This window comes from Mycobacterium mantenii, from assembly GCF_010731775.1.
Lineage (GTDB): Bacteria > Actinomycetota > Actinomycetes > Mycobacteriales > Mycobacteriaceae > Mycobacterium > Mycobacterium mantenii.
Genome location: NZ_AP022590.1, coordinates 5186441 through 5212089, shown reverse-complemented (window position 1 = coordinate 5212089; position 25649 = coordinate 5186441). Strand labels below are relative to the sequence as shown.

At 66.6% G+C, this 25649-nt stretch carries 26 protein-coding genes; 13 read left to right on the top strand and 13 right to left on the bottom strand.

Translation table 11 applies throughout. From position 1 onward, the window contains the following. Nucleotide 1 precedes the first annotated feature (1 nt). The 3 genes from G6N50_RS23945 to G6N50_RS23935 form a co-directional block, all read right to left on the bottom strand. A complete protein-coding gene (locus G6N50_RS23945; protein ID WP_067832884.1) occupies nt 2–766 on the bottom strand; it encodes an MlaE family ABC transporter permease in 765 nt (254 codons plus the stop codon). Nucleotides 767–1002: 236 nt separating this feature from the next. Continuing rightward, nucleotides 1003–1917: a 3-oxoacyl-ACP reductase gene (locus G6N50_RS23940; protein ID WP_083095488.1), complete on the bottom strand. Its 915-nt coding sequence runs from the start codon at nt 1915–1917 to the stop codon at nt 1003–1005. A 44-nt stretch (nt 1918–1961) separates the two neighbouring features. Continuing rightward, the gene (locus tag G6N50_RS23935; RefSeq protein WP_064951960.1) at nt 1962–2153 is read right to left on the bottom strand and encodes a ferredoxin; all 192 of its coding nucleotides are present in this window, start codon (nt 2151–2153) and stop codon (nt 1962–1964) included. Nucleotides 2154–2365: 212 nt separating this feature from the next. Between G6N50_RS23935 and G6N50_RS23930 the strand changes: the two genes are divergently transcribed. The 5 genes from G6N50_RS23930 (at nt 2366) to G6N50_RS23910 (ending at nt 7305) form a co-directional block, all read left to right on the top strand. Further along, nucleotides 2366–3547, top strand: coding sequence for an acyl-CoA dehydrogenase (locus G6N50_RS23930; protein WP_083095487.1), 1182 nt, complete (start codon nt 2366–2368; stop codon nt 3545–3547). 29 nt (nt 3548–3576) lie between these two features. Then, entirely contained in the window at nt 3577–4674 is a 1098-nt protein-coding gene (locus G6N50_RS23925) for an acyl-CoA dehydrogenase family protein (protein WP_083095486.1), read from the top strand. A gap of 5 nt (nt 4675–4679) precedes the next feature. Further along, on the top strand, nt 4680–6191 hold the full coding sequence (gene fadD17 / locus G6N50_RS23920; protein WP_083095485.1) for a long-chain-fatty-acid--CoA ligase FadD17: 1512 nt from the start codon (nt 4680–4682) through the stop codon (nt 6189–6191). A gap of 56 nt (nt 6192–6247) precedes the next feature. Continuing rightward, on the top strand, nt 6248–6481 hold the full coding sequence (locus G6N50_RS23915; RefSeq protein WP_083095484.1) for a hypothetical protein: 234 nt from the start codon (nt 6248–6250) through the stop codon (nt 6479–6481). A gap of 110 nt (nt 6482–6591) precedes the next feature. Beyond that, the gene (locus G6N50_RS23910; protein ID WP_083095483.1) at nt 6592–7305 is read left to right on the top strand and encodes a serine hydrolase; all 714 of its coding nucleotides are present in this window, start codon (nt 6592–6594) and stop codon (nt 7303–7305) included. Here G6N50_RS23910 and G6N50_RS23905 read toward each other — a convergent pair. Genes G6N50_RS23905 through G6N50_RS23890 form a run of 4 tightly spaced genes read right to left on the bottom strand, consistent with a single transcriptional unit; the run spans nt 7291 to nt 12164 of the window. Beyond that, on the bottom strand, nt 7291–8841 hold the full coding sequence (locus G6N50_RS23905) for an acetolactate synthase large subunit (RefSeq protein ID WP_083095482.1): 1551 nt from the start codon (nt 8839–8841) through the stop codon (nt 7291–7293). The two genes, G6N50_RS23910 and G6N50_RS23905, sit on opposite strands and share 15 nt — an antisense overlap. After that, on the bottom strand, nt 8838–9665 hold the full coding sequence (locus G6N50_RS23900; RefSeq protein ID WP_083095481.1) for an amidohydrolase family protein: 828 nt from the start codon (nt 9663–9665) through the stop codon (nt 8838–8840). Before G6N50_RS23900 ends, G6N50_RS23905 begins: the two co-directional genes overlap by 4 nt. 39 nt (nt 9666–9704) lie before the next feature. Next, complete coding sequence (locus G6N50_RS23895; protein ID WP_083095480.1) at nt 9705–10472, bottom strand: fructosamine kinase family protein; 768 nt, start codon at nt 10470–10472, stop codon at nt 9705–9707. Nucleotides 10473–10502: 30 nt separating this feature from the next. Further along, nucleotides 10503–12164, bottom strand: coding sequence for an acyl-CoA synthetase (locus G6N50_RS23890; RefSeq protein WP_083095479.1), 1662 nt, complete (start codon nt 12162–12164; stop codon nt 10503–10505). A gap of 34 nt (nt 12165–12198) precedes the next feature. Here G6N50_RS23890 and G6N50_RS23885 point away from each other — a divergent pair, with 34 nt between their 5' ends. Further along, the gene (locus tag G6N50_RS23885; RefSeq protein WP_372509982.1) at nt 12199–13062 is read left to right on the top strand and encodes a crotonase/enoyl-CoA hydratase family protein; all 864 of its coding nucleotides are present in this window, start codon (nt 12199–12201) and stop codon (nt 13060–13062) included. A 110-nt stretch (nt 13063–13172) separates the two neighbouring features. Here the strand turns inward: G6N50_RS23885 and G6N50_RS23880 are convergent, their stop codons facing one another. Continuing rightward, entirely contained in the window at nt 13173–14396 is a 1224-nt protein-coding gene (locus G6N50_RS23880) for a cytochrome P450 (protein ID WP_083095477.1), read from the bottom strand. 42 nt (nt 14397–14438) lie between these two features. On the opposite strand from G6N50_RS23880, the gene G6N50_RS23875 reads away from it, so the two are divergent. Beyond that, nucleotides 14439–15161, top strand: a complete 723-nt coding sequence (locus tag G6N50_RS23875) for an acetoacetate decarboxylase family protein (protein ID WP_083095476.1) — start codon at nt 14439–14441, stop codon at nt 15159–15161. Between the two features lie 149 nt (nt 15162–15310). Here the strand turns inward: G6N50_RS23875 and G6N50_RS23870 are convergent, their stop codons facing one another. After that, a complete protein-coding gene (locus G6N50_RS23870) occupies nt 15311–16342 on the bottom strand; it encodes an LLM class F420-dependent oxidoreductase (RefSeq protein WP_067832846.1) in 1032 nt (343 codons plus the stop codon). Nucleotides 16343–16408: 66 nt separating this feature from the next. On the opposite strand from G6N50_RS23870, the gene G6N50_RS23865 reads away from it, so the two are divergent. The 4 genes from G6N50_RS23865 to G6N50_RS23850 are packed head-to-tail and all read left to right on the top strand — an operon-like array spanning nt 16409 to nt 20145. Continuing rightward, a complete protein-coding gene (locus tag G6N50_RS23865; RefSeq protein ID WP_179970057.1) occupies nt 16409–17410 on the top strand; it encodes a Zn-ribbon domain-containing OB-fold protein in 1002 nt (333 codons plus the stop codon). 15 nt (nt 17411–17425) lie between these two features. Further along, nucleotides 17426–18490 (top strand): thiolase domain-containing protein, encoded by a 1065-nt coding sequence (locus tag G6N50_RS23860; RefSeq protein ID WP_083095474.1) that lies wholly within the window; start codon nt 17426–17428, stop codon nt 18488–18490. Continuing rightward, nucleotides 18490–19689, top strand: a complete 1200-nt coding sequence (locus tag G6N50_RS23855) for a thiolase domain-containing protein (RefSeq protein ID WP_083095473.1) — start codon at nt 18490–18492, stop codon at nt 19687–19689. The genes G6N50_RS23860 and G6N50_RS23855 overlap by 1 nt, the downstream gene beginning before the upstream one ends. Before the next feature lie 48 nt (nt 19690–19737). Further along, nucleotides 19738–20145: a nuclear transport factor 2 family protein gene (locus G6N50_RS23850; RefSeq protein ID WP_083095472.1), complete on the top strand. Its 408-nt coding sequence runs from the start codon at nt 19738–19740 to the stop codon at nt 20143–20145. On the opposite strand, the gene G6N50_RS23845 is transcribed toward G6N50_RS23850, so the two are convergent. After that, a complete protein-coding gene (locus tag G6N50_RS23845; RefSeq protein WP_083095471.1) occupies nt 20142–20666 on the bottom strand; it encodes a gamma carbonic anhydrase family protein in 525 nt (174 codons plus the stop codon). The two genes, G6N50_RS23850 and G6N50_RS23845, sit on opposite strands and share 4 nt — an antisense overlap. A 128-nt stretch (nt 20667–20794) precedes the next feature. Between G6N50_RS23845 and G6N50_RS23840 the strand changes: the two genes are divergently transcribed. Further along, nucleotides 20795–21976, top strand: a complete 1182-nt coding sequence (locus G6N50_RS23840; protein ID WP_083095470.1) for a Rieske 2Fe-2S domain-containing protein — start codon at nt 20795–20797, stop codon at nt 21974–21976. A 5-nt stretch (nt 21977–21981) separates the two neighbouring features. Beyond that, nucleotides 21982–22452, top strand: coding sequence for a hypothetical protein (locus G6N50_RS23835; RefSeq protein ID WP_083095469.1), 471 nt, complete (start codon nt 21982–21984; stop codon nt 22450–22452). Between the two features lie 137 nt (nt 22453–22589). On the opposite strand, the gene G6N50_RS23830 is transcribed toward G6N50_RS23835, so the two are convergent. From G6N50_RS23830 to G6N50_RS23820, 3 genes are read right to left on the bottom strand one after another with little or no spacing between them, the layout of a single operon-like run. Beyond that, nucleotides 22590–23735, bottom strand: coding sequence for a sulfotransferase family protein (locus tag G6N50_RS23830; RefSeq protein ID WP_083095468.1), 1146 nt, complete (start codon nt 23733–23735; stop codon nt 22590–22592). Then, complete coding sequence (locus tag G6N50_RS23825; RefSeq protein WP_083095467.1) at nt 23735–24517, bottom strand: SDR family oxidoreductase; 783 nt, start codon at nt 24515–24517, stop codon at nt 23735–23737. The genes G6N50_RS23830 and G6N50_RS23825 overlap by 1 nt, the downstream gene beginning before the upstream one ends. Beyond that, nucleotides 24514–25641 carry a hypothetical protein gene (locus tag G6N50_RS23820; protein ID WP_083095466.1) on the bottom strand — a complete coding sequence of 376 codons (1128 nt, stop codon included), beginning with the start codon at nt 25639–25641 and terminating at the stop codon, nt 24514–24516. Before G6N50_RS23820 ends, G6N50_RS23825 begins: the two co-directional genes overlap by 4 nt. Nucleotides 25642–25649 lie beyond the last annotated feature (8 nt).

The following is a 25649-nucleotide window of genomic DNA, read 5'->3' as shown; positions in this document are numbered from 1 at the left end:
CTCACTTCGCCGAAATTCGCACGCCGATGGCCGTCATCACCACGTTGATCACGAACAGACAGATGAAGGCGTAGACCACGGTTTCGTTGACGGCGTTGCCGACGCCCTTGGGCCCGCCCTTGACGGTCAGGCCGCGATAGCAGCCCACCATGCCGGCCATCACGCCGAACAGCAGGGCCTTGACTTCGGCCAACACCAGCTCGCGCAGCCCGGTCAGCACCGTCAGGCCGTTGATGAAGGCGCCGGGGTTGACGCCCTGCAAAAAGACGGAGAACACGTAGCCACCGGAAAGGCCGATGGCGCAGACCAATCCGTTGAGCAGCAGGGCCACCACCGTGGAGGCCAGCACGCGGGGCACGACGAGCCGCTGGATCGGGTCGATGCCGAGGACCCGCATCGCGTCGATCTCCTCGCGGATGGTGCGGGCGCCGAGGTCGGCACAGATCGCGGTGGCGCCGGCGCCCGCGACGACGAGCACGGTCACCACCGGACCCAGCTGGGTGATGGTGCCGAAGGCCGTGCCGGCACCGGACAAGTCGGCGGCACCGATCTCGCGCAGCAGGATGTTGAGGGTGAAGGCCACCAGAACGGTGAAGGGGATGGACACCAACAGCGTGGGGACCAGCGACACGCGCGCGATCATCCACGTCTGATCGAGAAACTCACCGAATTGAAACGGCCGGCGAAATGCTGCCCGGCCGGTGTCCATCATCATTTCGAAAAATCCGCCGACGGCGCGGGCGGGGACCGCAAGTTGCTCAATCAACTCCGGTTCCCCCCTCGATTGGTCTCGGCGAAGTCTATGTCTGGCCTTTACGTCGTCTAAGGTCACACTGGGCTCGGTGTGAGCCGGATCATATTAACTCAGAACAACTTCACCATGTCAATGAACAGCGCTTCTTTATCCAAACCGTTAATTCGGCAGGTCAGAAGCACTTGGCACGTGTCAAACTGACACACGTTCTACCTGGCGATTTCCCCCAATCAACCAGCCGTCAGAGGCTATTGCTCCATCAGTGCGCCGGCCGAAAAATTGTGCTCAGGATCACGGCCAGCAAAGTAATTCTGGAGCGTCGAACTCAGCTGAGCAGGGTCCCAAGCGGCACCCTCGGCGCTGAATTTGTGCTCCACGGTCGGCGCAGCGACCAGTGTCACCTGTGGACCGTAGACGATGAACACCTGACCGTTCACCTCGGCGGCCGCCGGGGACGCCAGGAACTTAACCAGATTGACCACATGCTCGGGCGACAGCGGGTCGACGCCGCCGGCCTCGACCTCCGGTGCCTCGCCGAAAACGTCGGCCGTCATGGCGGTGCGGGCGCGGGGGCAAATGGCGTTGGCGCACACGCCGTACCGGCCCAGCGCCCGCGCGGCCGTCAGGGTCAGCGAAATGATGCCCGCCTTGGCCGCGCCATAGTTGGCCTGCCCAACCGGACCGACCAACCCGGCCTCCGATGCGGTGTTGACGATCCGCCCGAAGATCTGGCCGCCGGCGTCCTTGGCCTTGGAGCGCCAGTAGGTCGCCGCGTTGCGGGTCAGCAGGAAATGTCCGCGCAGGTGCACGGCGATGACCAGATCCCATTCCTCATCGGACATGTTGAACAGCATCCGGTCGCGGGTGATCCCGGCGTTGTTGACCACGATGTCGAGGCCACCCAGCGAGTCGGCCTGAGCAACCAATTCGTCGGCGGTGGCGCGTTCGCTGATGTCGCCGGCCACGGCGACGGCCTTCGAGCCGGCGGAGTTGATTTCGTCGATGACGTCGGAGGCATCCAACGCCGCGGCGATGTCGTTGACGACGACGGTTGCGCCTTGGCGTGCCAGGCCGAGCGCCTCGGCGCGTCCCAGACCCGCGGCCGCACCGGTTACCACCGCGACCTTTCCGGAGAGATCGGTCGCGTTCGTGCTGCTAGTCAATTTATGAATACCTCTAGTTTCGGGTTACGCGCTCTGGGCTCGGATTAGTCGCCGCGCAGGAGTGCTGCGCGCGGGCACTCAGCGATCGCTTGCTCGGCCAACTGCTCCTGATCGGCGGGAATCGGGTCGAGCTTCACCACCGCGTAGTCCTCGTCGTCCAGGTCGAAGATATCTGGGGCAATTCCCAAGCACACTGCGTTACCTTCGCACCGGTCACGGTCCACGATCACCCGCACAGCACCCTCCTTGAACCTGGCCTTCAGCTGAGAACACGCCCCACCAGTATGTAGGTCCACCATAGGACCCTGACACCTCTGGGGAAACGGTCGCTGGATTCCGAGACTAGAACGTGTTACAACCGGGAAGACGAACGGGTAGCCGTTGGTCGAACTGCAGCCTATGACGAGGCTGGTTCCTCCGAACGTCGTTAACTTCAAGGACGGCCGAAATGCGTATCAGTTACACCCCGGAACAAGAGGAGCTGCGTCGCGAGCTGCGGTCGTACTTCACCGAGCTGATGACCCCCGAGCGCCGGGAGGCGCTGACCTCGTCGGGCGGCGGCGAGGTCGGGACCGGCACCGCGTACCGCGACACCGTCGCGCAGATGGGCAAGGACGGGTGGCTCACCCTGAACTGGCCCAAGGAGTACGGCGGTCAGGACCGCTCCCCGATGGACTCGCTGATCTTCACCGACGAGGCCGCCATTGCCGGCGTGCCGGTGCCGTTCCTGACCATCAACAGCGTGGCACCGACCATCATGGCGTTCGGCACCGAGGAACAGAAAAAGTTCTTCCTGCCCAAGATCGCGGCCGGTGAACTGCACTTCTCCATCGGCTATTCCGAGCCCGGCGCGGGCACCGACCTGGCGAACCTGCGCACCACCGCGGTCCGCGACGGTGACGACTACGTCATCAACGGGCAGAAGATGTGGACCAGCCTGATCGCCTACGCGGACTGGGTATGGCTGGCGGTGCGCACCAACCCCGAGGCCAAGAAGCACCGCGGCATTTCGATGCTGACCGTGCCGACCACGGCCGAGGGTTTCTCCTGGACGCCGGTGCACACCATGGCCGGGGTGGACACCAGCGCCACCTATTACTCCGACGTGCGCGTGCCGGTGACCAACCTGGTCGGCGAGGAGAACGGCGGCTGGAAACTGGTGACCAACCAGCTCAACCACGAGCGGGTCGCCCTGGTCTCGCCGCAACCGATCTTCCTGGCCCTGCGCGAGGTTCGTGAATGGGCGCAAAACACCAAGGACGCCGGCGGCGCCCGGCTGATCGATTCCGAGTGGGTGCAGATCAACCTGGCCCGGGTGCACGCCAAGGCCGAAGTTCTCAAGCTGATCAACTGGGAATTGGCATCGGCGGCCAACGAAGCCCTGTCGCCCGCCGACGCGTCGGCGGCCAAGGTGTACGGCACCGAACTGGCCACCGAGGCCTACCGGCTGCTGATGGAGGTGCTCGGTACCGCGGCAACGGTGCGCCAGAACTCGCCGGGCTCGTTGCTGCGCGGCCGGGTCGAGCGGATGCACCGGGCCTGCCTGATCCTGACCTTCGGCGGCGGCACCAACGAGGTGCAGCGCGACATCATCGGCATGGTCGCCCTCGGCCTGCCCCGAAACCGCTGAGCCGCTACGGAATAGAAGGACGACGTTTCATGGATTTCACCACAACCGAAGCGGCGCACGACCTCGGCAACCTGGTCGACACCATCGTGGACTCGGTATGCACCCCCGAACACCAACGTGAGCTCGACGGGCTCGATCAGCGGTTCGACCGCGACCTGTGGCGCAAGCTGATCGACGCGGGCATCCTGTCCAGCGCGTCGGCTTCGTCGCTGGGCGGCGACGGCTTCGGCGCGCTCGAGCAGATCGCGATCCTGGTCGCGCTCGGGCACCAGCTGGCCGCGGTGCCCTACCTGGAGTCGGTGGTGCTGGGAGCCGGAGCGCTGGCCCGGTTCGGTTCCGAAGAGCTGCAACAGAGTTGGGGCGTGCCGGCGGTCAACGGCGACAAGACGCTCAGCGTCGCCCTCGACGGTGAGATGGGCGAGGGCCCGGTGCAGGCGACCGCCGCCGGCTCCGGCTACCGGCTGACCGGAACCCGCACCCAGATCGGCTTCGGTCCGGTGGCCGACGCGTTCCTGGTCCCCGCCGAAACGGACTCCGGCACCGCGGTTTTCCTGGTCGCCGCCGACGCGCCCGGCGTCAAGGTGACCGCACTGGAAACGACCGGCCTGGGCAGCATCGGGCACCTCGCACTGGACGGGACCGAGGTGGACGACAGCCGCAAGGTCGGCGGCGCAGAGGTCGTGGCGTGGCTCGGCACGCTCGGCACCTTGGGCCGCAGCGCTTTCCAGCTCGGGGTGCTCGAGCGAGGTCTGCAGATGACGGCCGAATACGCGCGAGAGCGTGAGCAGTTCGACCGCCCGATCGGCAGCTTTCAAGCGGTGTCGCAGCGACTGGCCGACGGCTACATCGACGTCAAGGGATTGCGGCTCACGCTCACCCAGGCGGCCTGGCGAGTCTCGGAAGACATTCCGGCCGAAATCGACGTCGCCAGTGCGGCGTTCTGGGCGGCGGATGCCGGTCACCGGGTGGCGCACACCATCGTGCACGTGCACGGCGGCGTCGGCGTCGACACCGATCACCCCGCGCACCGTTACTTCCTGGCCGCCAAAGAGATCGAGTTCGCGCTCGGCGGCGCCACCGGTCAGCTGCGCCGGATCGGCCGGGAGCTGGCCGAGACACCAGCTTAGGCGCAATGGAACTCACCGATAACCTGACGGTCACCAGGCTGCTGGAGCCGCTGACCGAGATCGACGATCGGGGTGTCTACTTCGAGGACTCGTTCACCAGCTGGCGCGACCACCTGCGGCATGGTGCGGCGATCGCCGCGGCGCTGCGGGCGCGGCTCGACCCCGCCCGGCCGCCGCACGTCGGCGTGCTGTTGGAGAACACTCCCTTCTTCTCGGCGATGCTGGTGGCCGCGGGAATGTCGGGCATCGTGCCGGTGGGGCTGAACCCGGTACGCCGCGGTGAGGCGCTGCAGCGTGACATCGACAGGGCCGATTGCCAATTAGTGCTGGCGGATTCGAAATCGTCTGAGCCGCTGGGCGACATCGAGCACCTGAACGCCGACTCTCCCGAGTGGGCCGACGAGGTCGCCGCGCACCGCGACGCGCCGCTGTCTTTTCAATCCGCCTCGCCGGCGGATCTGTTCATGTTGATCTTCACGTCGGGCACCAGCGGCGAACCCAAGGCGGTCAAGTGCAGCCACGGCAAGGTCGCGATCGCGGGCGTGACGATGTCACAGCGCTTCGGACTCGGCAGCGACGACGTGTGTTACGTGTCGATGCCGCTGTTCCATTCCAACGCGGTGCTGGTCGGCTGGGCGGTGGCGGCGGCCTGCGAGGGCTCAATGGTCTTGCGGCGCAAGTTCTCCGCCTCGAACTTCATCGTCGATGTGCGTCGCTACGGCGCCACCTACGCGAATTACGTGGGCAAGCCGCTGTCGTACGTGCTGGCCACGCCCGAGCAGCCCGACGATGCGGACAACCCGCTGCGCGCGGTCTACGGCAACGAGGGCGTGCCCGACGACATCGAGCGGTTCGGGCGAAGGTTCGGATGCGTGGTGCAGGACGGGTTCGGTTCCACCGAAGGCGGCGTGGCCATCGCGCGCACCCCCGAGACACCGGCGGGTTCGTTGGGCCCGCTCCCGCAGGGAATCGACATCATCGATCCCGACAGCGGCGCCTCATGCCCGCCGGGCGTGGTCGGGGAACTGGTCAACACCGCGGGGCCGGGCCGCTTCGAGGGTTACTACAACGATGAGGCCGCCGAAGCCGAGCGGATGGCCGGCGGGGTGTATCACAGTGGTGATCTCGCCTACCGCGACGATGCCGGCTTCGCGTACTTCGCTGGGCGGCTGGGCGATTGGATGCGGGTCGACGGCGAAAACCTGGGCGCGGCCCCAATCGAGCGGGTGTTGCTGCGCCACCCGGACGTCTCCGAGGTCGCGGTATACCCGGTGCCCGACGCGATTGTCGGGGACCAGGTGATGGCGGCGTTGGTGCTGGCCCCGGGCAAAGAATTCGATGACGAGAAATTCCGTGCCTTCCTTTCCGAGCAACCGGACCTGGGACCCAAGCAGTGGCCGGCGTACGTGCGGGTCAGCGCCGAGCTCCCGCGGACGGTGACCTTCAAGGTGCTGAAACGACAGTTGGCCGCTCAGGGTGTCGAGTGTGGCGACCCGGTCTGGAAGATCCGCCGCTAGCGCCCGGGCGGGCGTTGCCGCCGGATGCGCCGTCGTAGCAGTAAACTCAGCGCTTGATGAAAATCCGTGAAGTGATCGCCGGCTCGATCCTGGTCGGGTCGCTGGGTGGCGGCGCGCTCGGGCTGGGCGCCGGTTTCGCCGCCGCCGAGCCGGCCCCGCCGCCTCCTCCACCGCCTCCACCCCCTCCGTTGGTGTGGTCACCGCAGACGCCGGACCCCCAACCGTGGGAAGCGCCACCCCCGCAGGACCCGAGGTTGCCGCTGCCACCGCTCCCGCCGTCGGGCCGATGATTTCGACCGGCACACGTTTTGGCTGCCCGAACACAAGGAGACGCGATGGTTGATGCGCCGGTCGCCCACTTCGGCGCCATCGTCTCGCACGCCGACGGCGAGACCGGCGCATGACCGCACGGCCTCTCGAACTCGCGCTGGAAGCGAGCTTTGACCAGCTTGCCGCCGCTGTCCCGGCCAACGTCGGCGTCGCGATCGCCCGGCCGGACAGGACGTTCTCCCTGGGCAGCTGGTGGTCGGGCGTGGCATGGTCGACGATCAAGGTGCCCTTGGCGATAGCGGCGTTGCGCAACGATTGGCTGGGCGCACGCGATCTGGTCGTGAAAGCCATCACCGAATCCGACAACCGAGCGTCCGAACAGTTGTGGTCGCAACTGGGCGAGCCGGTGAACGCGGCGCGGCGGGTTCAGGCCGTGGTGGCCGAGGGCGGTGACACCGCGACCGTGGTCGAGTCACGCCGGCTTCGCCGTGGTTTCACCGCTTTCGGTCAAACCCAGTGGAGCATGCAGCGCCAGGCACGGTTCGCCGCAGAGCTGTCGACAATCCCCGACGCCGTCGAAGTGATTGACCTGATGCAGCGGCTGGTCGCCGGTGACCAGTGGGGCCTGGCCGCCAAAGGCCTTGCCGCGAAGGGTGGTTGGGGGCCGGGCGTGCGCGGCGAGTACCTGGTCCGCCAATTCGGCATCGTCCCCACCCCCTCCGGGCAGTGGGGTGTGGCACTGGCAGCGGATGCGGACGACGGCGCGTTCGAAACGGGCGTCGACGTGATCAATACGCTGACGGACTGGCTGCTGAACCGGCTGCCGACCCTAGCCCGTTATTGACGGCACCATGGCTTCGATCAAATGCGGCCCGGCTTCGGCGAACGCCGCGCGCAGCGCATCGGCCAGTTCCTCGGCCGTGGTCACGCGCCGGGCGGGCACTCCCATGCCTTCGCTGATCTTTACGAAATCCATTGCCGGATCGGATAAATCGAGCAGGGAGAGCGCTTCGGGGCCGGGTGCCGACCCGGCACCGACGCGTTGCAGCTCAATCCGGAGGATGTCGTAGGCGCCGTTGTTGTACAGCACGGTGGTCACGTTGAGGTTCTCCCGCGCCTGGGTCCACAATCCCGAAATCGTGTACATCGCCGAACCATCCGATTCCAGACACAGCACCGGACGATTCGGCGCGGCCACCGCGGCGCCGACGGCCGCCGGGATGCCGTAGCCGATCGCCCCACCGGTCAGGGTCAGCCAGTCGTGCGCCGGCGCCCCGGCGGTTGCCTGGGCGAGCAGCACACCCGAGGTGTTCGACTCGTCGACCACGATCGCCCCCTCGGGCAGCAGCGCCCCGATCACGTCTGCGGCCGACGCGGAGGTCAGCGCACCCGTCGGCAGCGCAGGACGCGATGCGGCCGCCACCGGCGCCTCGGTGCCGGGCGCCACCCGATCGGCCAGGGCGATCAAAGCGTCTGCCGCACCGCTGTATTCGGCGAGCACATGCACCTCGCAGCCGGCCGGTACCAGGTCGCTGGGCATGCCGGGGTAGGCGAAGAACGACACCGGCGACTTCGCGCCGGCCAGCACCAGATGCTTGGCGCCGTCCAACTGGGCGGTCGCGGCTTCGGCGAAATATGCGAGCCGGTCGACCGCGGGGACGCCGGCGCCGCGCTCCAGCCGGGTGGGGAAGGTTTCGCACAGCACGCGCGCGCCCGTCGCCGCCGCGATGCGGGTGGCCGCCGCCAGCCCGGCACGACGGGTGGCGTCGCCGCCCACCATGATCACGGTCGGCTCCCCGGACTGGAGCACCTCGAGTACCTCGGGCGCCAGCAGCGGATCGGCACCGGCCGGTTGTGCCTCGAGGTTGGAGAACAGCTGGGCGCCGTCGGACCAGGAGACGTCGGCGGGCAGGATCAGTGTCGAGATCTGCGAACCCCATCGGCTGGCCGCGATGCCCTCGACGGCATCGGCCGAAACCTGGGAGGCGTCGCTGGTTCGCCGCACCCATCCCGAGACGCTGCCCGCGAGCGCGTCGATGTCGGATTCCAGTGGGGCGTCGTACTTTTTGTGGTACGTAGCGTGGTCGCCGACGACCACCACCATCGGCACCCGCGCGCGGCGCGCGTTGTGCAGGTTAGCCAGGCCGTTGCCCAGCCCGGGCCCCAGGTGCAACAGCACGGCCGCCGGGCGATCGGCGATGCGGGCATAACCGTCGGCCGCGCCCGTGGCGACGCCCTCAAACAACGCCAGCACGCCGCGCATCCGCGGGACGGTGTCCAACGCCGCGACGAAGTGCATTTCCGACGTGCCCGGGTTGGCGAAACACACGTCGACGCCGCCGTCGACCAGGGTGTTGATCAAGGCCTGGGCACCGTTCACTGCACTGCCTCCAGTCGGAAAACTCGCTCGGCGTTGCCGCGCAGGAAATCTCGGCGAGCCTCTTCGGACAGCCCGAGTTCGTCCAGCCCCGCCAACGCGTGCTCGTGGGTGATCATCGGATAATTGGTGCCGAACAATACCTTTCGCTGCCCGGTACCGGTCTTCATGAATCTGACGAGTTCTTCCGGCAACCGCTTGATCGTGTACGCCGAGGTGTCGATGTAGACGTTTTCATGCTTGCGTGCCACCGCGACCATCTCTTCGGTCCACGGGTAGCCGACGTGGCCGCAGACGATCACCAGCTCCGGGAAATCGAGCGCCACCTGATCGATGTAGGGAATCGGCCGGCCGGTCTCCGACGGGCGCAACGGGCCGGTATGACCGACCTGGGTGCAGAACGGCACCCCGGATTCCACGCACTGCGCGAACAGCGGATAGTAGCGGCGATCGGTGGGCGGGGCGTTCCACAGCCACGGCACCACCCGCAGGCCGACGAATCCTCCGTCGGCTATCCGGCGCCGCAGCTCCCGGACGGCTTCCATCGGGCGGTCCAGGTCGACGGCGGCCAGGCCGGCCAGCCGGTTCGGGTGTGCGGCAACCCATTGCGCCACCTCATCATTGGAGACCAGGTCGTCGCCACCGGGCCGGCACCAGGCGCTGAGCACACCCAATTCGACGCCTGCGGCGTCCATCGACGCCAGGGTCGCCTCGATCGGGATGTCGGTATCGGGGATCGACCTGCCCGTCCACCGCCGCAGGGATGCCAACATGTCGCTGCGCAAGAACCGCGCAGTCGGATGCTGCATCCACACATCGATCGTCATGCGATTCGACTCTAGACCGGGGCCGGCTGCCCGCCGAGATCAGCTGCTCAGCGCGGCGCGGGCGCAGTCGTGCGTCTGCTGCGCGTATCCGCCGCCGAACAGGACGACGTGCGCCAGCAGCGGGAAGAGCTGATGCAGGGCGGTACGGTCGCGCCAGCCGGGTCGTAGCGGCCGCACCCGCTGGTAGCCGTCGACCACGGCGTCGTAGTGCGGACAACCGAACAGCGCGAGCATCGCCAGATCGGTCTCGCGGTGACCGGCGTGCGCGGCCGGGTCGATCAGCACCACACCGCCGGGCGTCCACATCACGTTCCCGCTCCACAAATCGCCGTGCAGCCGCGCCGGCCGGTCGTCGTCGTCGAAATCGCCCGCGCGGCAACGGGCCGCGACGGAGTCGACGGCGTCGCGCGTGGCGGCATCGAGCCGCGGGGCCGCGAGATCGGCCATCGGGGCCAGCCGTTCCTCGGCGTAGAACTCCCCCCAGCGCCGGTGCCGGCGCAGCGACATCGGCAAGGGCTGCGACAGCGGCCCGAAAAAGCCGGGCCCGTCCCAGCCGTCCGGCCCCGCGCCGAACGCCGGGGCGCCGGCGTCGTGCGTGACGGCCAGTCGGCTGCCGAACGTGCGCGCCGCCTCGGGGGTGGGGCCGACCGATTCGAGGCGCCGCAGGGTCAGGCCCGCCTCGTCAACGGAGACGACCTCCGCACACGGCACACCACCGTCGACGGCGGAAAGCCATTGCAGCCCCGCGGCTTCGGCCGCGAAGAAACCGGCGGGCACGCCCGCACGGTGCTTGACGAAGTCGGTCACACCGCGCGCGGGGCTAGCGCTGGAAACGCATCAGGCGGTCGCGTGCGCGGCGTGCACGTCGTCGGCCGGGCGGGCCTCGGTCTGCTCCTTGGCCCAGCGGTAGTCGGGCTTACCCGCGGGCGACCGCTTCACTTCGTCGACCAACCACAGGCTGCGCGGCACCTTGTATCCCGCGATCTCGGAGCGCACGAAGCTGTCCAGCTCCGACAGCGCGGGGCGGGTTCCCGGGCGGGGCTGCACGACGGCGGCGACGTGCTGCCCGTACCGGGCGTCGGGCACACCGACCACCAGGGCGTCGAAGACGTCGGGATGACCCTTGAGCGCGGCCTCGACCTCCTCGGGGTAGATCTTCTCGCCGCCGCTGTTGATCGATACCGAGCCACGGCCCAGCATCGTGACAGTGCCGTCCTCCTCGACCGTCGCGTAGTCACCGGGGATGGCGTAGCGCACGCCGTTGATGGTCTTGAACGTCTCGGCGGTCTTCTTCTCGTCCTTGTAGTAGCCGACCGGGATGTTGCCCTTCTTCGCGATGAAGCCGCGCACCCCGGAGCCGGGCTTGACCTCGTTGCCGTCCTCGTCGAGGACGACGGTGCGGTGGTCGATGGTCACGCGCGGGCCGCCGCTGTGCGCCGCGTCCTTGGCGACGATGCTGGTGCCCCCGAATCCGGTCTCCGAGGAGCCGATGGAGTCGGTGATCACCCGGTTGGGCAGCAACTCGAGAAACTTCTCCTTGATGCTCGGCGAGAACAGCGCCGCGGTAGAGGCGAGCAGGAACAGCGACGACAGGTCGTACGCCTCTTTCCCTTCCGCGCCTTCCTGCGCTGCCAGCAGCGCGTCCAGCAGCGGCCGCGCCATCGCGTCGCCGGTGAAGAACAGCAGGTTCACCTTGTGCTCGTGAATCGTGCGCCACACCTCGTCGGCGTTGAATTCCGGTGCCAGCACGGTGGTTTGGCCCGAGAAGATCGACATCCAGGTGGCCGACTGGGTGGCGCCGTGGATCATCGGCGGAATCGGGTGGCGGACCATCGGCGGGTTCTCCGCGGCGGCCTTGGCCAGGTCATGCTCGTCCTTGACGAATTCGCCTGTGGCGAAGTCGGTTCCGCCGAACAGCACCCGGTAGATGTCCTCGTGGCGCCACATCACGCCCTTCGGGAACCCGGTGGTGCCGCCGGTGTACAGCAGGTAGATGTCGTCGGCGCTGCGCTCGCCGAAGTCGCGTTCGGGTGAGCTGTTCGCGATCGCCGAGTAGAACTCGACGCCGCCGTAGCGCTGGAAGTCGTTGTCGCTGCCGTCCTCGACGACCAGGATCGTCTTGACGTTGGGGGTCTCGGGCAGCACGTTGGCCACCCGGTCGGAGTACTGGCGCTCGTGGACCAGCGCGACCATGTCGGAGTTGTCGAACAGGTAGCGCAGCTCGCCCTCGACGTAGCGGTAGTTGACGTTCACCAGGATGGCGCCCGCCTTGATGATGCCGAGCATCGCGATGACGATCTCGATGCGATTGCGGCAGTACAGCCCGACCTTGTCGTCCTTTTTCACCCCCTGCTCGATCAGGTAGTGAGCCAGGCGGTTGGCCTTCTCCTCTAGCTGGGCATAGGTCAGCTTCTCGTCGCCGCAGATCAGGGCGACACGATCGGGCACAGCGTCGATGGCGTGCTCTGCAAGGTCGGCAATATTCAAGGCCACGGCCACCAAATTAGAACGTGTTACATTTCGAGGCAAGCTCGTGCCCATTGTCGAGGGAAAGGCGGTAGCCGTGACCGTGGAGAATGCCGGAACCCCAGCAAACACAGGAAACGGGGAAACCGGACCCGACGCGCTGATCGAACAGCGTGGTCACACTCTCATCGTGACCATGAACCGGCCGCACCGCCGCAACGCGTTGAGCACGGAAATGATGGAAATCATGGTCCATGCCTGGGACCGCGTCGACAACGACGACGACATCCGCTGCTGCATCCTGACCGGTGCCGGTGGCTACTTCTGCGCGGGCATGGACCTCAAGGCAGCAACCCAGAAGCCGCCGGGTGAGTCCTTCAAGGACGGCAGCTACGACCCGTCGCGAATCGATGCCTTGCTCAAGGGCCGCCGGCTCAAAAAGCCGCTGATCGCCGCCGTCGAGGGCCCGGCCATCGCCGGGGGCACCGAGATCCTGCAGGGCACCGATATCCGGGTCGCCGGCGAGAGCGCCAAATTCGGCATCTCCGAGGCCAAGTGGAGCCTGTACCCGATGGGCGGATCCGCCGTCCGGCTGGTGCGCCAGATCCCCTACACCGTGGCCTGCGACCTGCTGCTGACCGGACGGCACATCACCGCCGCCGAAGCCAAGGAGATCGGCCTGATCGGCCACGTCGTTCCCGACGGGCAGGCGCTGACCAAGGCGCTCGAGATCGCGGAGGTCATCGAGAACAACGGGCCGTTGGCCGTGCAGGCGATCCTCAAGACGATCCGCGAGACCGAGGGCATGCACGAGGAAGAGGCCTTCAGGCCCGACACCGCCAACGGCATCCCGGTGTTCCTCTCCGAGGACTCCAAGGAAGGCCCCCGCGCGTTCGCCGAGAAGCGCAAGCCCAACTTCAAGAACCGCTAGGGCGTCATTTCGGCGAGCGTAAGCCCACTGCGAAATCTTCCGCGATTTTCCGCAGTGGGCTTACGCTCGCGAACGGGAGGCGCAACAACGCTCACGCCCGGGCGCACGAATCAGCCGAGCAGCGGGGCGCTCGGGGTGAACACCACCGGCATTGCTTCCAGGCCGCTGACGAAGTTCGCCGGGCGCAACGGCAGGGTCGAGTCGTCCTCGGCCAGCCGGAGATCCGGCAGCCGCTTGAGCACCCGCTCGGTCATCATCGACAGCTCCAGCCGGGCGAGCTGGTTCCCCAGGCAGAAATGCGTCCCGAAGCCGAAAGCCATGTGGCTGTTGGGGTTACGTCGGATGTCGAACGTGTCCGGCTCATCGAACACCGACTCGTCGAAGTTGCCCGACTCGAACAGCAGCATGATCTTCTCGCCCTCACGCAGCGAGGTGCCGTGGAATTCGGTGTCGGCGGTCAAGATTCGGCACATGTTCTTCACCGGCGAGGTCCAGCGCAGCATCTCCTCGATGGCGCCAGGCAGCAACGAGGGGTCGCGCACCAGGGCATCCCACTGGTCGCGGTGGCGCACCAGCTGCTCGGTACCCCCGCTCAGCGTGTGCCTCGTGGTTTCGTCGCCGCCGATGAGGATGAGCAGCGTCTCCATGACGATCTCGTCATCGGACATCCGCTGCCCCTCGACCTCGGCGTTCACCAGGATGGAGAACAGGTCGTCGGTGGGCTCGGCTCGCCGCTTGGTGATGATGTCCATGGTGAACGCGGTGTAGGCGGCGAAAGCGTTCATCACGCTCTGGGCGACCTCCGATTCCGGGTCGATGTGCGAGCTCAGCCCGCACACCAGGTCGTCGGACCACTTCAGCAGCATGCCGCGTTCCTGGGGCAGCACGCCCAGCATGTCGCCGATCACCGCCATCGGTAGCGGGGCGGCGATGTCGCGAACGAAGTCACACTCGCCGCGCTCACATACCGCGTCGATCAGGGTGTCGCACAGCTTGGCGATGGACGGTTCCTTCTCCTTCACCCGCTTGCGGGTGAAGCCGGCGTTGACCAGCTTGCGCCGCACCAGGTGTGCCGGATCGTCCATGTCGATCATGTAGGGCATGCCGGGCTGATCGGGACGGATGCCGCCCGTGCTGGAGAACAGTTCCGGATTGCGCTCGGCGTCGAGGATGGCTTGATAGGTGGTGGCACCGGCCAATCCATTGCGATCACGAAACACCGGCTGGTTGGCCCGCATCCAGCGATAGGCCTCGCGCGACGTGTGACGGTCGGCGTAGAAGTTGCCGTCGGTCAGGTCGATGTTCGAGATCGCTTCCGGGATGGTCGAAGTCATCTACAGCCTCCATATGTTGACGAACGGATTACAGTAACCGGCATGCCTGAGTCACAACACGTAGTTGCGGGGACAGTCCTCACCATGCCGGTGCGGATACGAAAAGCCGAGGTGCACACCGCGATGTTTTCGGTGGATGCGCAAGCCGCACAACGCCTTATCGACTACAGCGGCCTGGAAGTCTGCCGGCACCGCCCCGGCCGGGCGGTGGTGAACCTGATGCTGGCGCGCTATATCGACGGCGATTTGGGGCAGTACAACGAATTCGGCACCTGCGTCATGGTCAACCCGCCCGGCTCGACGGCGCGCGGCTGGCGGGCACTCGGTGATGCGGCCGCGTTCATCCATCATCTGCCCGTCGACCAGAGCTTCACCCTGGAGGCCGGACGGTCGATCTGGGGATTCCCGAAGATCATGGCGGACTTCACCGTTCGCGAGCGCGGCCGATTCGGATTCGACGTCAGCGCCGACGGCGCGCACATCGCCGGCATCGACTTCGCCCGCGGATTGCCGGTGCCCTCGATGTTCACGTCCCGGCCGCAGGTTCTGAATACCTACACCTTTGCCGACGGCACCACCCGGGAAGTGCCCTGGGAGATGCGGGTGCGCGGGCTGCGCGGTCAGCTCGGCGGGGCGACGTTGCGACTGGGCGATCACGCCTACGCCAAAGAGCTCGCGTCGCTGGGCCTGCCGAAGCGGGCGATGGTCTCTGGATCTGTCGGCCACGTCGAGATGACATTCGGCGACGCCCACCCGCTCGGCTGACCGGCCGGGCCGGTGCCGAGTGCCCGGCTGCTCCTTCTCGCGCCGCGCGCTCTGCATCGTCGTCGGGCGGGTCATCCGGACAATCTAGAACGCGTTCTAGACCCCTGGCAAGAAAACTAGAACGCGTTCTAGTTTGTTGTGCGCGGGTGTCAGATCAGGGTCGCCAGCTCGCGGACCTGCTCCGTACTGCGACCGGACACCACCATCATGGTCACTCCGGCAGCCTCCCAGGCCTTGATCTGCTTACGCACGTAGTCCATGTCGCCGACGATCGCCGCGTCGTCGATCACCTCGTCGGGGATGATTTCGGCGGCCTTGTCCTTCTGGTTGCTGCGGAACAGTTTGGTCACATCGTCCACCACTTCGGCGTAGCCCATCCGGCGGTACACGTCGGCGTGGAAGTTGGTGTCCTCGGCGCCCATCCCGCCCATGTAGAGCGCGATGTAGGGCTTCATGGCCGCGAACGCGGCGCTGCGGTCCTCGGTGATGACGATGTTGGCCGTCGCGCAGATCTCGAAGTCCTCGCGGCTGCGGCGTGCGCCCGGGCGGGCGAAGCCCTCGTCCAGCCACTCGTTGTAGGTGTCGGCCATCCGCGGCGTGTAGAAGATCGGCAGCCAGCCGTCGCAGATCTCGGCGGCCAGCGCGACGTTTTTCGGCCCCTCGGCGCCCAGCATGATCGGGATGTCGGCCCGTAGCGGATGGGTGATGGGCTTGAGCGGCTTGCCCAGGCCCGTGGTGCCCTCGCCGGTGCGCGGCAGCGGATAGTGCGGGCCGTCGCTGGTCACCGGCGCCTCGCGCGCCCACACCTGGCGGATGATGTCGATGTATTCGCGGGTGCGGGCCAGCGGCTTGGGGAATGACTGGCCATACCAGCCCTCGACCACCTGCGGCCCGGAGACGCCGAGCCCGAGGACGTGCCGGCCGCCGGAAAGGTGGTCGAGCGTCAGAGCCGCCATCGCGCAGGCCGTCGGGGTGCGGGCGGACAGCTGGACCACCGAGGTGCCCAGCCGCACCCGCGACGTCGACGAACCCAACCACGCCAGCGGTGTGTAGGCGTCCGATCCCCACGCCTCGGCGGTGAAGACGGCGTCGTACCCGGCCTCCTCGGCCGCGGCGACGAGCTCGCCGTGGTTCTGCGGCGGCTGAGCGCCCCAATACCCCAGCTGCAATCCCAGCTTCATAGTCACTCAACCCTTCCGGCCGACCCGATGTTGAATCCGTTCTTAGAACCTGTTCTACTCGATGGCGTGACAGCCAGCTCGAGTAGCCCGCCCCTGATGGATCACCCTGAGCCACCGCTCTCCGCGCCACTGACGTTGTCCTTCGACTACACCCGTTCAGTCGGCCCCACGCTGAGCAAGTTCTTCACCGCACTGCGTGACCGCCACGTCCTGGGTGTGCGCGGATCGGATGGCCGGGTGCACGTTCCGCCGGCGGAGTATGACCCGGTCACCTATGAGCCGCTGGGCGAGATGGTACCGGTGTCCAGCGTCGGCACCGTGGTCTCGTGGACCTGGCAGCCCGAACCCATCGAGGGCCAGCCACTGGACCGGCCGTTCGCGTGGGCGCTGATCAAGCTCGACGGCGCTGACACCCCGTTGATCCACGCCGTTGACGTTGGAGCCGCCGGTCCTTCCGCCATCAAGACCGGCGCCCGGGTGCACGTGCACTGGGTCGACGAGCCGGTGGGCGCCATCACCGACATCGCGTATTTCGCGCTCGGCGAGGAAGCCGAAGCCGTCGCGGAGCAGCCGGACGGCGACAAAGAACCGGTGACCATGATCGTCACCCCGATCTCGCTGACCATTCAGCACACCGCCTCCCACGAGGAGAGCGCCTACCTGCGCGCCATCGCGCAGGGCAAGCTGCTGGGCGCGCGCACCGGCGAGAGCGGCAAGGTTTACTTCCCCCCGCACGGCGCCGACCCGGCCACCGGCCAGCCGACGACCGAGTTCGTGGAGTTGCCGGACAAGGGCACCGTCACGACGTTCGCGATCATCAACATCCCGTTTCAGGGTCAGCGCATCAAGCCGCCCTATGTGGCGGCTTACGTACTGCTCGACGGAGCCGACATCCCCTTCCTGCACCTGGTCGCCGACATCGACGCCCACGAAGTACGGATGGGCATGCGCGTCGAGGCGGTGTGGAAACCCCGCGAGGAGTGGGGATTTGGCATCGACAACATCGAGTACTTCCGGCCGACCGGGGAACCCGACGCCGAGTACGACACCTACAAGCACCACCTGTAAAGGGCTTACCTGCACATGAGCGCTCGCAACGTTGCGGTGGTCGGCTTTGCCCACGCGCCGCATGTCCGCCGCACCGACGGCACCACCAACGGTGTCGAGATGTTGATCCCGTGCTTCGCCGAGCTGTACGAGGAGCTGGGCATCAGCAGGACCGATATCGGCTTCTGGTGTTCCGGGTCATCCGATTACCTTGCCGGACGGGCATTTTCGTTCATCTCGGCGATCGACTCGATCGGCGCCGTCCCGCCGATCAACGAATCGCACGTCGAGATGGACGCGGCCTGGGCACTTTACGAGGCCTACATCAAAATCCTCACCGGCGAGGTCGACACCGCGCTGGTGTACGGCTTCGGCAAGTCCTCGGCCGGCATTCTGCGCCAGATCCTGACGCGGCAGACCGACCCGTACACCGTCGCGCCGTTGTGGCCGGATTCGATTTCGATGGCCGGGCTGCAGGCGCGCCTCGGGCTCGACAGCGGCAAGTGGAACGAAGAGCAGATGGCGCGCGTGGCCTTCGACTCCTTCGCCAACGCGCGCCGGGTGGACAATGTGGAGGGGTCGATCAGCGTCGCCGAACTGCTCGAGCGGCCGTTCTTCGCCGAACCGCTACGCCGTCACGACATCGCTCCGATCACCGACGGCGCCGCGGCGATCGTGCTCGCGGCCGGTGACCGGGCACGCGAACTGCGCGAAAACCCCGCCTGGATAACCGGAATCGAACACCGCATCGAAACCCCCTCGCTGGGCGCGCGCGACCTCACCGAATCCCCGTCGACCAAGGCCGCGGCCCACGTGGCCACGGGCGGCAGGACCGACAACCTCGACGTGGCCGAGATCTGCGCGCCGTTCACCCACCAGCACCTGATCATCGAGGAAGCCATCCGGATACCGGGCCCGACCAAGGTCAACCCGTCCGGCGGCGCGCTGGCGGCCAACCCCATGTTTGTCGCCGGCCTCGAACGCATCGGCTTTGCGGCACAACACATCTGGAACGGCTCGGCTGAGCGGGTGCTGGCGCACGCTACCAGCGGGCCTGCGCTACAACAGAACCTGGTCGCGGTGATGGAAGGAAAGAACTGATGGCCGGTGCAGGGCCGAACGTTGCTGCGGTACTAGGTACCGGGCAGACGAAGTACGTCGCCAAGCGCAAAGACGTTTCGATGAACGGCCTGGTGCGCGAAGCGATCGACCGCGCGCTGGAAGACTCCGGGTCCACCTTCGACGACATCGACGCCGTCGTCGTCGGCAAGGCACCGGACTTCTTCGAGGGCGTGATGATGCCCGAGCTGTTCATGGCCGACGCCATGGGCGCCACCGGCAAGCCGATGATCCGGGTGCACACCGCGGGTTCGGTCGGCGGATCCACCGCGGTGGTGGCCGCCAGCCTGGTGCAGTCGGGCAAGTATCGGCGGGTGCTCGCGATGGCCTGGGAGAAGCAGTCCGAGTCAAACGCCATGTGGGCGTTGTCGATTCCGATCCCCTTTATCAAGCCGGTGGGCGCGGGCGCGGGCGGGTACTTCGCGCCGCACGTGCGGTCGTACATCCGTCGCTCCGGGGCACCGTTGAACATCGGCGCCATCGTCGCGGTCAAGGACCGGCTCAACGGCGCCCGTAATCCGTTGGCGCATCTGCATCAGCCGGACATCACCGTCGAGAAGGTGATGGAGTCCCCGATGCTGTGGGATCCGATCCGGTACGACGAGACCTGCCCCTCATCCGACGGTGCCGCCGCCGTCGTGATCGGCAATGAGGAAGCCGCGGAAGCCCGCTTGGCGCAAGGACATCCGGTCGCCTGGATCCATGCCACGGCGTTGCGCACCGAGCCGCTGCAGTTCGCCGGGCGCGACCAGGTCAGCCCACAGGCCGGCCGCGACGCGGCCGCGGCGCTGTGGAAGGCCGCCGGCATCGAAAGCCCCATCGACGAGATCGACGCCGCGGAAATCTACGTGCCGTTCTCCTGGTTCGAGCCGATGTGGTTGGAAAACCTCGGGTTTGCCGCCGAGGGCGAAGGCTGGAAACTTACCGAAGCCGGCGAGACCAAGATCGGCGGCCGGTTGCCGGTCAACCCGTCGGGCGGCGTGCTGTCGTCGAACCCGATCGGCGCCTCGGGCCTGATCCGCTTTGCCGAAGCGGCCATCCAGGTGATGGGCAAGGGCGGCGACCACCAGGTGCCCAACGCGCGAAAGGCCTTGGGGCACGCCTATGGCGGCGGCTCGCAGTACTACTCGATGTGGGTGGTGGGCGCCGACAAGCCCGCGGCCCAGAAGGTAGATGCGTGAGCGCGCCGACGACGACGCAGAGCGCAGCGATGCGAAGGAGCGGCGCCGGTGACTGAGCATCCCGCGCACGAGGCCGGCCGCCGCTCCCGCGAGGCGGTGGCGGCCCGGGACAAGGACGCCTGGCTGGCGGTGTTCGCCGACGACGCCATCGTCGAAGACCCGATCGGGCCCTCGGTGTTCGACCCCGAGGGGGTCGGGCACCGAGGCCGCGACGCGATCTCGGTCTTCTGGGACAAGGCGATTGCCCCCACCACGAAGATCGAGTTCTTCTTCCGCGACACCTACCAGTGCGGCAACGAGGAAGCCAACGTCGGGCACATCCTCATCACGACGGGTGAGTACCAGACGACAGCCGAGGGCGTGTTCACCTACAAAGCCGACGCCGAGGGCAAGATAGTGGCCCTGCGCGCCTACTGGGAGATGGAGCGCGCGGCGGCCAACACGCGCAAGATCTAAAGCGGTTCCAGCCCGGCCAGATGCCGTTGAGCGAGGTCCCGGTAGGCCTGCGGGTTCACCTTCACCCACATTTCGGCGCCGGTCCCGGCGACCGGGCCCCGGATCTGAGCGGGTGCGCCGACCGCCAGCATCCCGGCGGGAATCTGGGTGCCGGCCGTCACCAGTGAGTGCGCGGCGACCAGGCTGCGCGCACCGATCACCGCACCGTCCAGAACCGTGGCGTGGTTCGCGATCAGCGCCTCAGGCCCGACGTGGACCCCGTGAATGACGCACAGATGCGCGACCGTCGCGCCCGGACCGATGTCGACCGGGATACCGGGCGGCGCGTGCAACACCGATCCGTCCTGGACATTGGCGCCTTCGCGCACCACGACGGGCCCGTAGTCGCCGCGCAATACGGCGTTGAACCAGACCGACGCCCCGGCCTCCACCACGACCTCGCCGATCAGGGTTGCCGTCGGGGCCACAAAAGCGGTGGGATCGACCCGTGGCGCGCGGCCCTCGAACGCAAACAGCGGCATCGTTTAGATATACCCCCGCTCCCGCATACGCCGCCCGGTGCCCCGGCCAGGCTCGCCTTCGTTGCGCGCCCCCGCCGCAAAACTGTAACGTGTTCTAGTTAGAGGCGTAGTGAGTTGGAGGTGACAGGGTGAGTACCGACACCAAGGCGGTCGGCATCCGGGAAATCGATCCCGGCGCATTGCCGACCAGGTACGCCCGCGGTTGGCACTGCCTGGGGGTCGCAAAGGACTTCCAGGACGGCAAGCCGCATGCGATCGAGGCTTTCGGCACCAAGCTGGTGGTTTTTGCCGACTCGCAGGGCGAGCTGAAGGTCCTCGACGGCTACTGCCGCCACATGGGCGGCGACCTGTCGGAGGGCACCATCAAGGGCGACGAGGTCGCCTGCCCGTTCCACGACTGGCGCTGGGGCGGTGACGGCCGCTGCAAGCTGGTCCCCTACGCCAAGCGCACCCCCAAGACGGCCCGCACCCGGTCGTGGACGACGGACGTGCGCGGCGGCCTGCTGTTCGTCTGGCACGATCACGAAAACAACCCGCCGGACCCCGCCGTGCGCATTCCCGACATCCCGGAGTCGCACAGCGACGAGTGGACGGAGTGGCGGTGGAACCGCATCCTCATCGAGGGGTCCAACTGCCGCGACATCATCGACAACGTCACCGACATGGCGCACTTTTTCTACATCCATTTCGGGTTGCCGACGTATTTCAAGAACGTCTTCGAGGGTCACATCGCGTCGCAGTTCCTGCACAACGTGGGCCGGCCCGACGTCAATGATCTGGGCACGTCCTACGGTGAGGCGCATCTGGATTCCGAGGCGTCCTACTTCGGGCCGTCGTTCATGATCAACTGGCTGCACAACAGCTACGGCGGCTACAAGGCCGAGTCGATCCTGATCAACTGCCACTACCCGGTGACCCAGAACTCTTTCGTGCTGCAGTGGGGCGTCATCGTCGAAAAGCCCAAGGGCATGGACGAAAAGATGACCGACAAGCTGTCGAAGGTATTCACCGAGGGCGTCAGCAAGGGCTTCCTGCAGGACGTCGAGATCTGGAAGCACAAGACCCGCATCGACAATCCGCTGCTGGTCGAAGAGGACGGTGCGGTCTACCAGTTGCGCCGTTGGTATCAGCAGTTCTACGTCGACGTCGCCGACATCGAGCCGGAAATGGTGGAGCGCTTCGAGATCGAGGTGGACACCACCCGCGCCAACGAGTACTGGAATGCCGAGGTCGAGGAAAACCTCAAGGCCGCCAAGGACTCCGACGCGGACCAGGCGGTTCCTGACGACGTGCCGGCCAAGCAACACTAAAAATCATGGGCGACGATCAGCCGGCGGTACCTGACGTCGATCAGCTTGCGCGGTCGATGTTGTTGCTGCACGGCGATCATCATGATCACGACGAGCATCCGGCCGGCCCCGAACGCAAGGGCGGTGCGCGTTCCGGTTTAGCGTCGAAATCAAGAGATTTCGCCGATGACCCGCAGCGCGCCGCAGCCGTTGCCGAGGCCAGTCGCGCCGACCGCGAGCGGTACCTCAACTCGGGTCTGCTGCCGGTGGACTGCCGGTTCTGCCACGTGCGGGTCACCGTCCGCAGGCTCGGGCCGGGGCACACCGCGGTGCAATGGAACACCGAGGCCTGGCAGCGCTGCGCGCATTTCACGGAGGTACGCGAGTCCGGCGGCAACACCGCGCGCACCCGGTCGTGTCCCAAATTGGCTGACAGCATTGAGCATGCGGTCGCCGAGGGCTACCTCGACGCCGACGACGAACCGGACCAGGACTGATCCCCCGGCACGCCCGCAACACCGCCCGCGCCAGGCACCGGCTCTCCCCCGGGCGTCGCACCCGCATCATCGGTCCCGCGTCCGGGAGCACTGGTCTTATGCCCGCCGGAGCACGGAAACCATTGTGGCGCCCGTGATCACAGGTCCGCGAACCGCTCCTTGACCGTCTCGGTGCTGAGTCCGTAGTCGGCCAGCGAGTAGGTGTGCTTCGGCGCCCGCGCTCCAGACTGGCTGTCGGCGTGTGTTTTCTCCATGGCCGCTTTGGCCTCTTCGGTCAACGTCAGGCCGAAGTGCCGGTAGATGTCGGCGACGGTGCCCATCGGGTCGGCGATCAATTCCTTATAGTCGACGTCGTAGAACTGGGACGGGCTGTATTTGGCCCGTGCGGTGTTGAACCGCTCCAGCCCCCGTGACCAGGTTTCCATTGCGTCAGCGCCGATTTGGGCTCCGGTGAATGACGTCGACCATCCCTCGGCGGTGTGCTGCGCCAGCGAGCACATCGAGGCCATGATCGTCTCGACCGGACGATGAGTCTGAATCACCAACGCGTCGGGATAGGTCGCCATCAACGCGTCCAGCGCGAACAGGTGGCTGGGATTCTTGAGCACCCACCGCTTGTCGGCGTCGTTGAGACCGATCAGCTGAAGGTTGCGGCGGTGCCGCTGATACGACGGCGTCCAGTCCTGCCGGGCCAGCCACTGCGAGTAAGTGGGCAGGTGCGCCAGGGTTTCGTAGGACGCCGAATGCAGCGACTGCCGCAGCAGCTGCCAGCACTCCTCCAGCTCGTATGCGGCCATGAAATGCAGACCCGTGTAGTCCGGGTTTTCGGCATGGTGCTTGTTGAACTGCGCGTTCAGTTGGCTGTAATACGGGTTGGAATCCCAGGTTTCACGAGGCGGCCGTGGCTGCGGAAATTCGGCCAACCACAGATGCAGGCCCTGGTGCGCGGGATCGGCGCCAAGAAGCCGATGCAAGGCAGTGGTGCCGGTGCGCACCAGACCGGTGACGAATATGGGGCGTTCGATGGCGACGTCGGCGTACTGCGGGTACTGCTTCCAGGCGGCCTCGGACAGCAGTCGCGCCACCAGCGCACCGCGCAGGAAGAAGCGATTCATCTTGCTGCCCAACGGCGTCAAGTCGGCGTCGCGCCGGTAGGAGTCCAGCAGCACTTCCAGCGCTTCAAGGTAGTTGTCGTCGTTACTACCGAAATCGTCCAGCCCGATCATCTTGCTTGCCGAAGCTTTCAGGTCGTCAACGGTGCCGACATCGGTGCGTTCTGCCATTAGGTGTGGTACTCCCCGCAATTGACGTCCAGGGTCTGCCCGGTGATGCCGCTGGACAGGTCGCTGGCCATGAACAGGATCGCCGAGGCCACCTCGTCCTCGGTCGGCAGCCGCTTCAGGTCGGAGCCGGCCGCGGTGGCCTCGTAGATCTGCTCGGCCGTGGTGCCGTACTTACCGGCCTGGTGGTTGAAGTAGCCCTGCAGTGTCTCGCCCCAGATATAGCCGGGTGCAACGGAATTGACCCGGATCCCCTGCTCGCCAAGCTCGGTGGCCAGCGAATGCGACATGGACAGCAGAGCGGACTTGGCCATCTTGTAGGCGCCGTATTTCGCCTGCGAGTGCCGCAGCACCATGGAATTCACGTTGACGATCGAGCCCTTGGACTCGGCCAGCGCCGGCGTGAACCCCTGGATGAGCCGCAGTGCGCCGAGCGCGCTGAGTTCGATCGCGTCGCGGATATGCTGGAAGCTGGTGCCCGAGAACGGTTTCAGCGACGGCACCCGGAAGGCGTTGTTAATCAGCACATCAACCTTGCCGTAGGCCTCCAAGGTGGCATCGACCAGGTTGCTCACCTGGTCGTCCTCGGTGATGTCGGTGCGCACCGTTGTCGCACGGCCTCCGAGGTCGACGATCTGCTTGGCGACGTCGTCCAGGCGTTCGACGGTGCGGGCCGCCAGCACCAGGTCGGCGCCCTCTCGCGTGCATCGGTGCGCCAGCGTCGTGCCCAGACCCGGGCCGACGCCGCTGATCACCACTACCTTGCCGTCGAGCAACTTCGTCATCCCAGCATCCTCGCCTGAATCTGTTGGTGGCGCAGCGCGATCCGGGAGCGCCAGTCGTCCTCTGAAATCTTGTTCTGATCGAAATACGGCAGCACGGCCGGAACCTTGTCGATGTCGACCACCTCGACCGTGGGACCGTCGGCGTCGGCGAGCTCGCGCGACACCCGCTGCCAACGGAACTGCAGGAAGCCCCGCCGATGGCCGAGCGTCTCCACCCAGTTGGTCACTCCCGGGTTCTGGTCGGCGACGACGATGCGCACCTTGCCGTCCGGATCCGCCTGTGCCTGAGTGTTGTTCAGGGAGGTCTGGTGGTTGATGTAGTCCAGCGAGATGTACCAGAGGCTGCCCAGTTGGAAGCCGAGGTAGGGCGCGTCGGTGACCGGGATGGTGATCACCATCGCCTGATCGGGCCGCAGGTCGAAGTGCCCGACGGACGAGTATTGCGTGGCCAGGCCGCCGGGAGTCAGTCGCGGCGGGACCATGGTGTTGACCGGGAGGTCCAGGTAAAACCACTGAGGGAATTGGAGCCACGTCTTCACCCGTTGCACCAACTGCTTTGCCGCTGTGGCATAACGCTTTTCGATGAGCTGACGGGTCAACGGAGGCGGTGCGGTGCCCGCCGTGTCCGTGCGGGCGATGGCCAGCGTGCCGCGCTGCGCCGACCAGTCGCCATACACCTCGCGGATCACCAGTTGCCCCGGACTCGTCGGGCGCACCCGCCACTCGAAGCTGCCGTCGGGCGCTATCTCGAGTTCGCGGTCGTCGAACGCGGCCTGGCTGACGGGCACGAAGTCGTCCGTGTACTCGCCGCCGAGCAGCTGGAAACTCAGGTCGGTGGTGGTACCGCGCCTGCCGGTGACCACGTACTCGTGGTCGGCGTGCACCCGGGTGCCGAAGTAGAGGGTATCGGGATTGTCGAGGCCCATCTTGGTGAACGGCCCGGTGCCCGACTGCAGGAAGGGATGGTCGCGGTCGTAGTCCACGGCCAAATGGATGCAGCCCGAGATACAGCCGGCTAGATACTGCAGCCCTTCGAGCAGGTCGGCTTCGGTCTCGATGAACGGCGCGTCGGCCACCAACTGCTCGGCCTCTGCGATCGCGGCGGTGAGGGAATCAGAGAACACGCCTAGAC

What these genes read in the sequence shown, in the direction of transcription:
- G6N50_RS23855 (WP_083095473.1), top strand. Translation starts at nt 18,490, where the DNA reads ATGGCCGGTGCAGGGCCGAACGTTGCTGCGGTACTAGGTACCGGGCAG.
- G6N50_RS23845 (WP_083095471.1), bottom strand. Translation starts at nt 20,666, where the DNA reads ATGCCGCTGTTTGCGTTCGAGGGCCGCGCGCCACGGGTCGATCCCACC.
- G6N50_RS23870 (WP_067832846.1), bottom strand. Translation starts at nt 16,342, where the DNA reads ATGAAGCTGGGATTGCAGCTGGGGTATTGGGGCGCTCAGCCGCCGCAG.
- G6N50_RS23900 (WP_083095481.1), bottom strand. Translation starts at nt 9,665, where the DNA reads ATGACGATCGATGTGTGGATGCAGCATCCGACTGCGCGGTTCTTGCGC.
- G6N50_RS23875 (WP_083095476.1), top strand. Translation starts at nt 14,439, where the DNA reads ATGCCTGAGTCACAACACGTAGTTGCGGGGACAGTCCTCACCATGCCG.
- G6N50_RS23925 (WP_083095486.1), top strand. Translation starts at nt 3,577, where the DNA reads ATGGATTTCACCACAACCGAAGCGGCGCACGACCTCGGCAACCTGGTC.
- G6N50_RS23880 (WP_083095477.1), bottom strand. Translation starts at nt 14,396, where the DNA reads ATGACTTCGACCATCCCGGAAGCGATCTCGAACATCGACCTGACCGAC.
- G6N50_RS23830 (WP_083095468.1), bottom strand. Translation starts at nt 23,735, where the DNA reads ATGGCAGAACGCACCGATGTCGGCACCGTTGACGACCTGAAAGCTTCG.
- G6N50_RS23860 (WP_083095474.1), top strand. Translation starts at nt 17,426, where the DNA reads ATGAGCGCTCGCAACGTTGCGGTGGTCGGCTTTGCCCACGCGCCGCAT.
- G6N50_RS23915 (WP_083095484.1), top strand. Translation starts at nt 6,248, where the DNA reads ATGAAAATCCGTGAAGTGATCGCCGGCTCGATCCTGGTCGGGTCGCTG.
- fadD17 (WP_083095485.1), top strand. Translation starts at nt 4,680, where the DNA reads ATGGAACTCACCGATAACCTGACGGTCACCAGGCTGCTGGAGCCGCTG.
- G6N50_RS23930 (WP_083095487.1), top strand. Translation starts at nt 2,366, where the DNA reads ATGCGTATCAGTTACACCCCGGAACAAGAGGAGCTGCGTCGCGAGCTG.
- G6N50_RS23910 (WP_083095483.1), top strand. Translation starts at nt 6,592, where the DNA reads ATGACCGCACGGCCTCTCGAACTCGCGCTGGAAGCGAGCTTTGACCAG.
- G6N50_RS23825 (WP_083095467.1), bottom strand. Translation starts at nt 24,517, where the DNA reads ATGACGAAGTTGCTCGACGGCAAGGTAGTGGTGATCAGCGGCGTCGGC.
- G6N50_RS23835 (WP_083095469.1), top strand. Translation starts at nt 21,982, where the DNA reads ATGGGCGACGATCAGCCGGCGGTACCTGACGTCGATCAGCTTGCGCGG.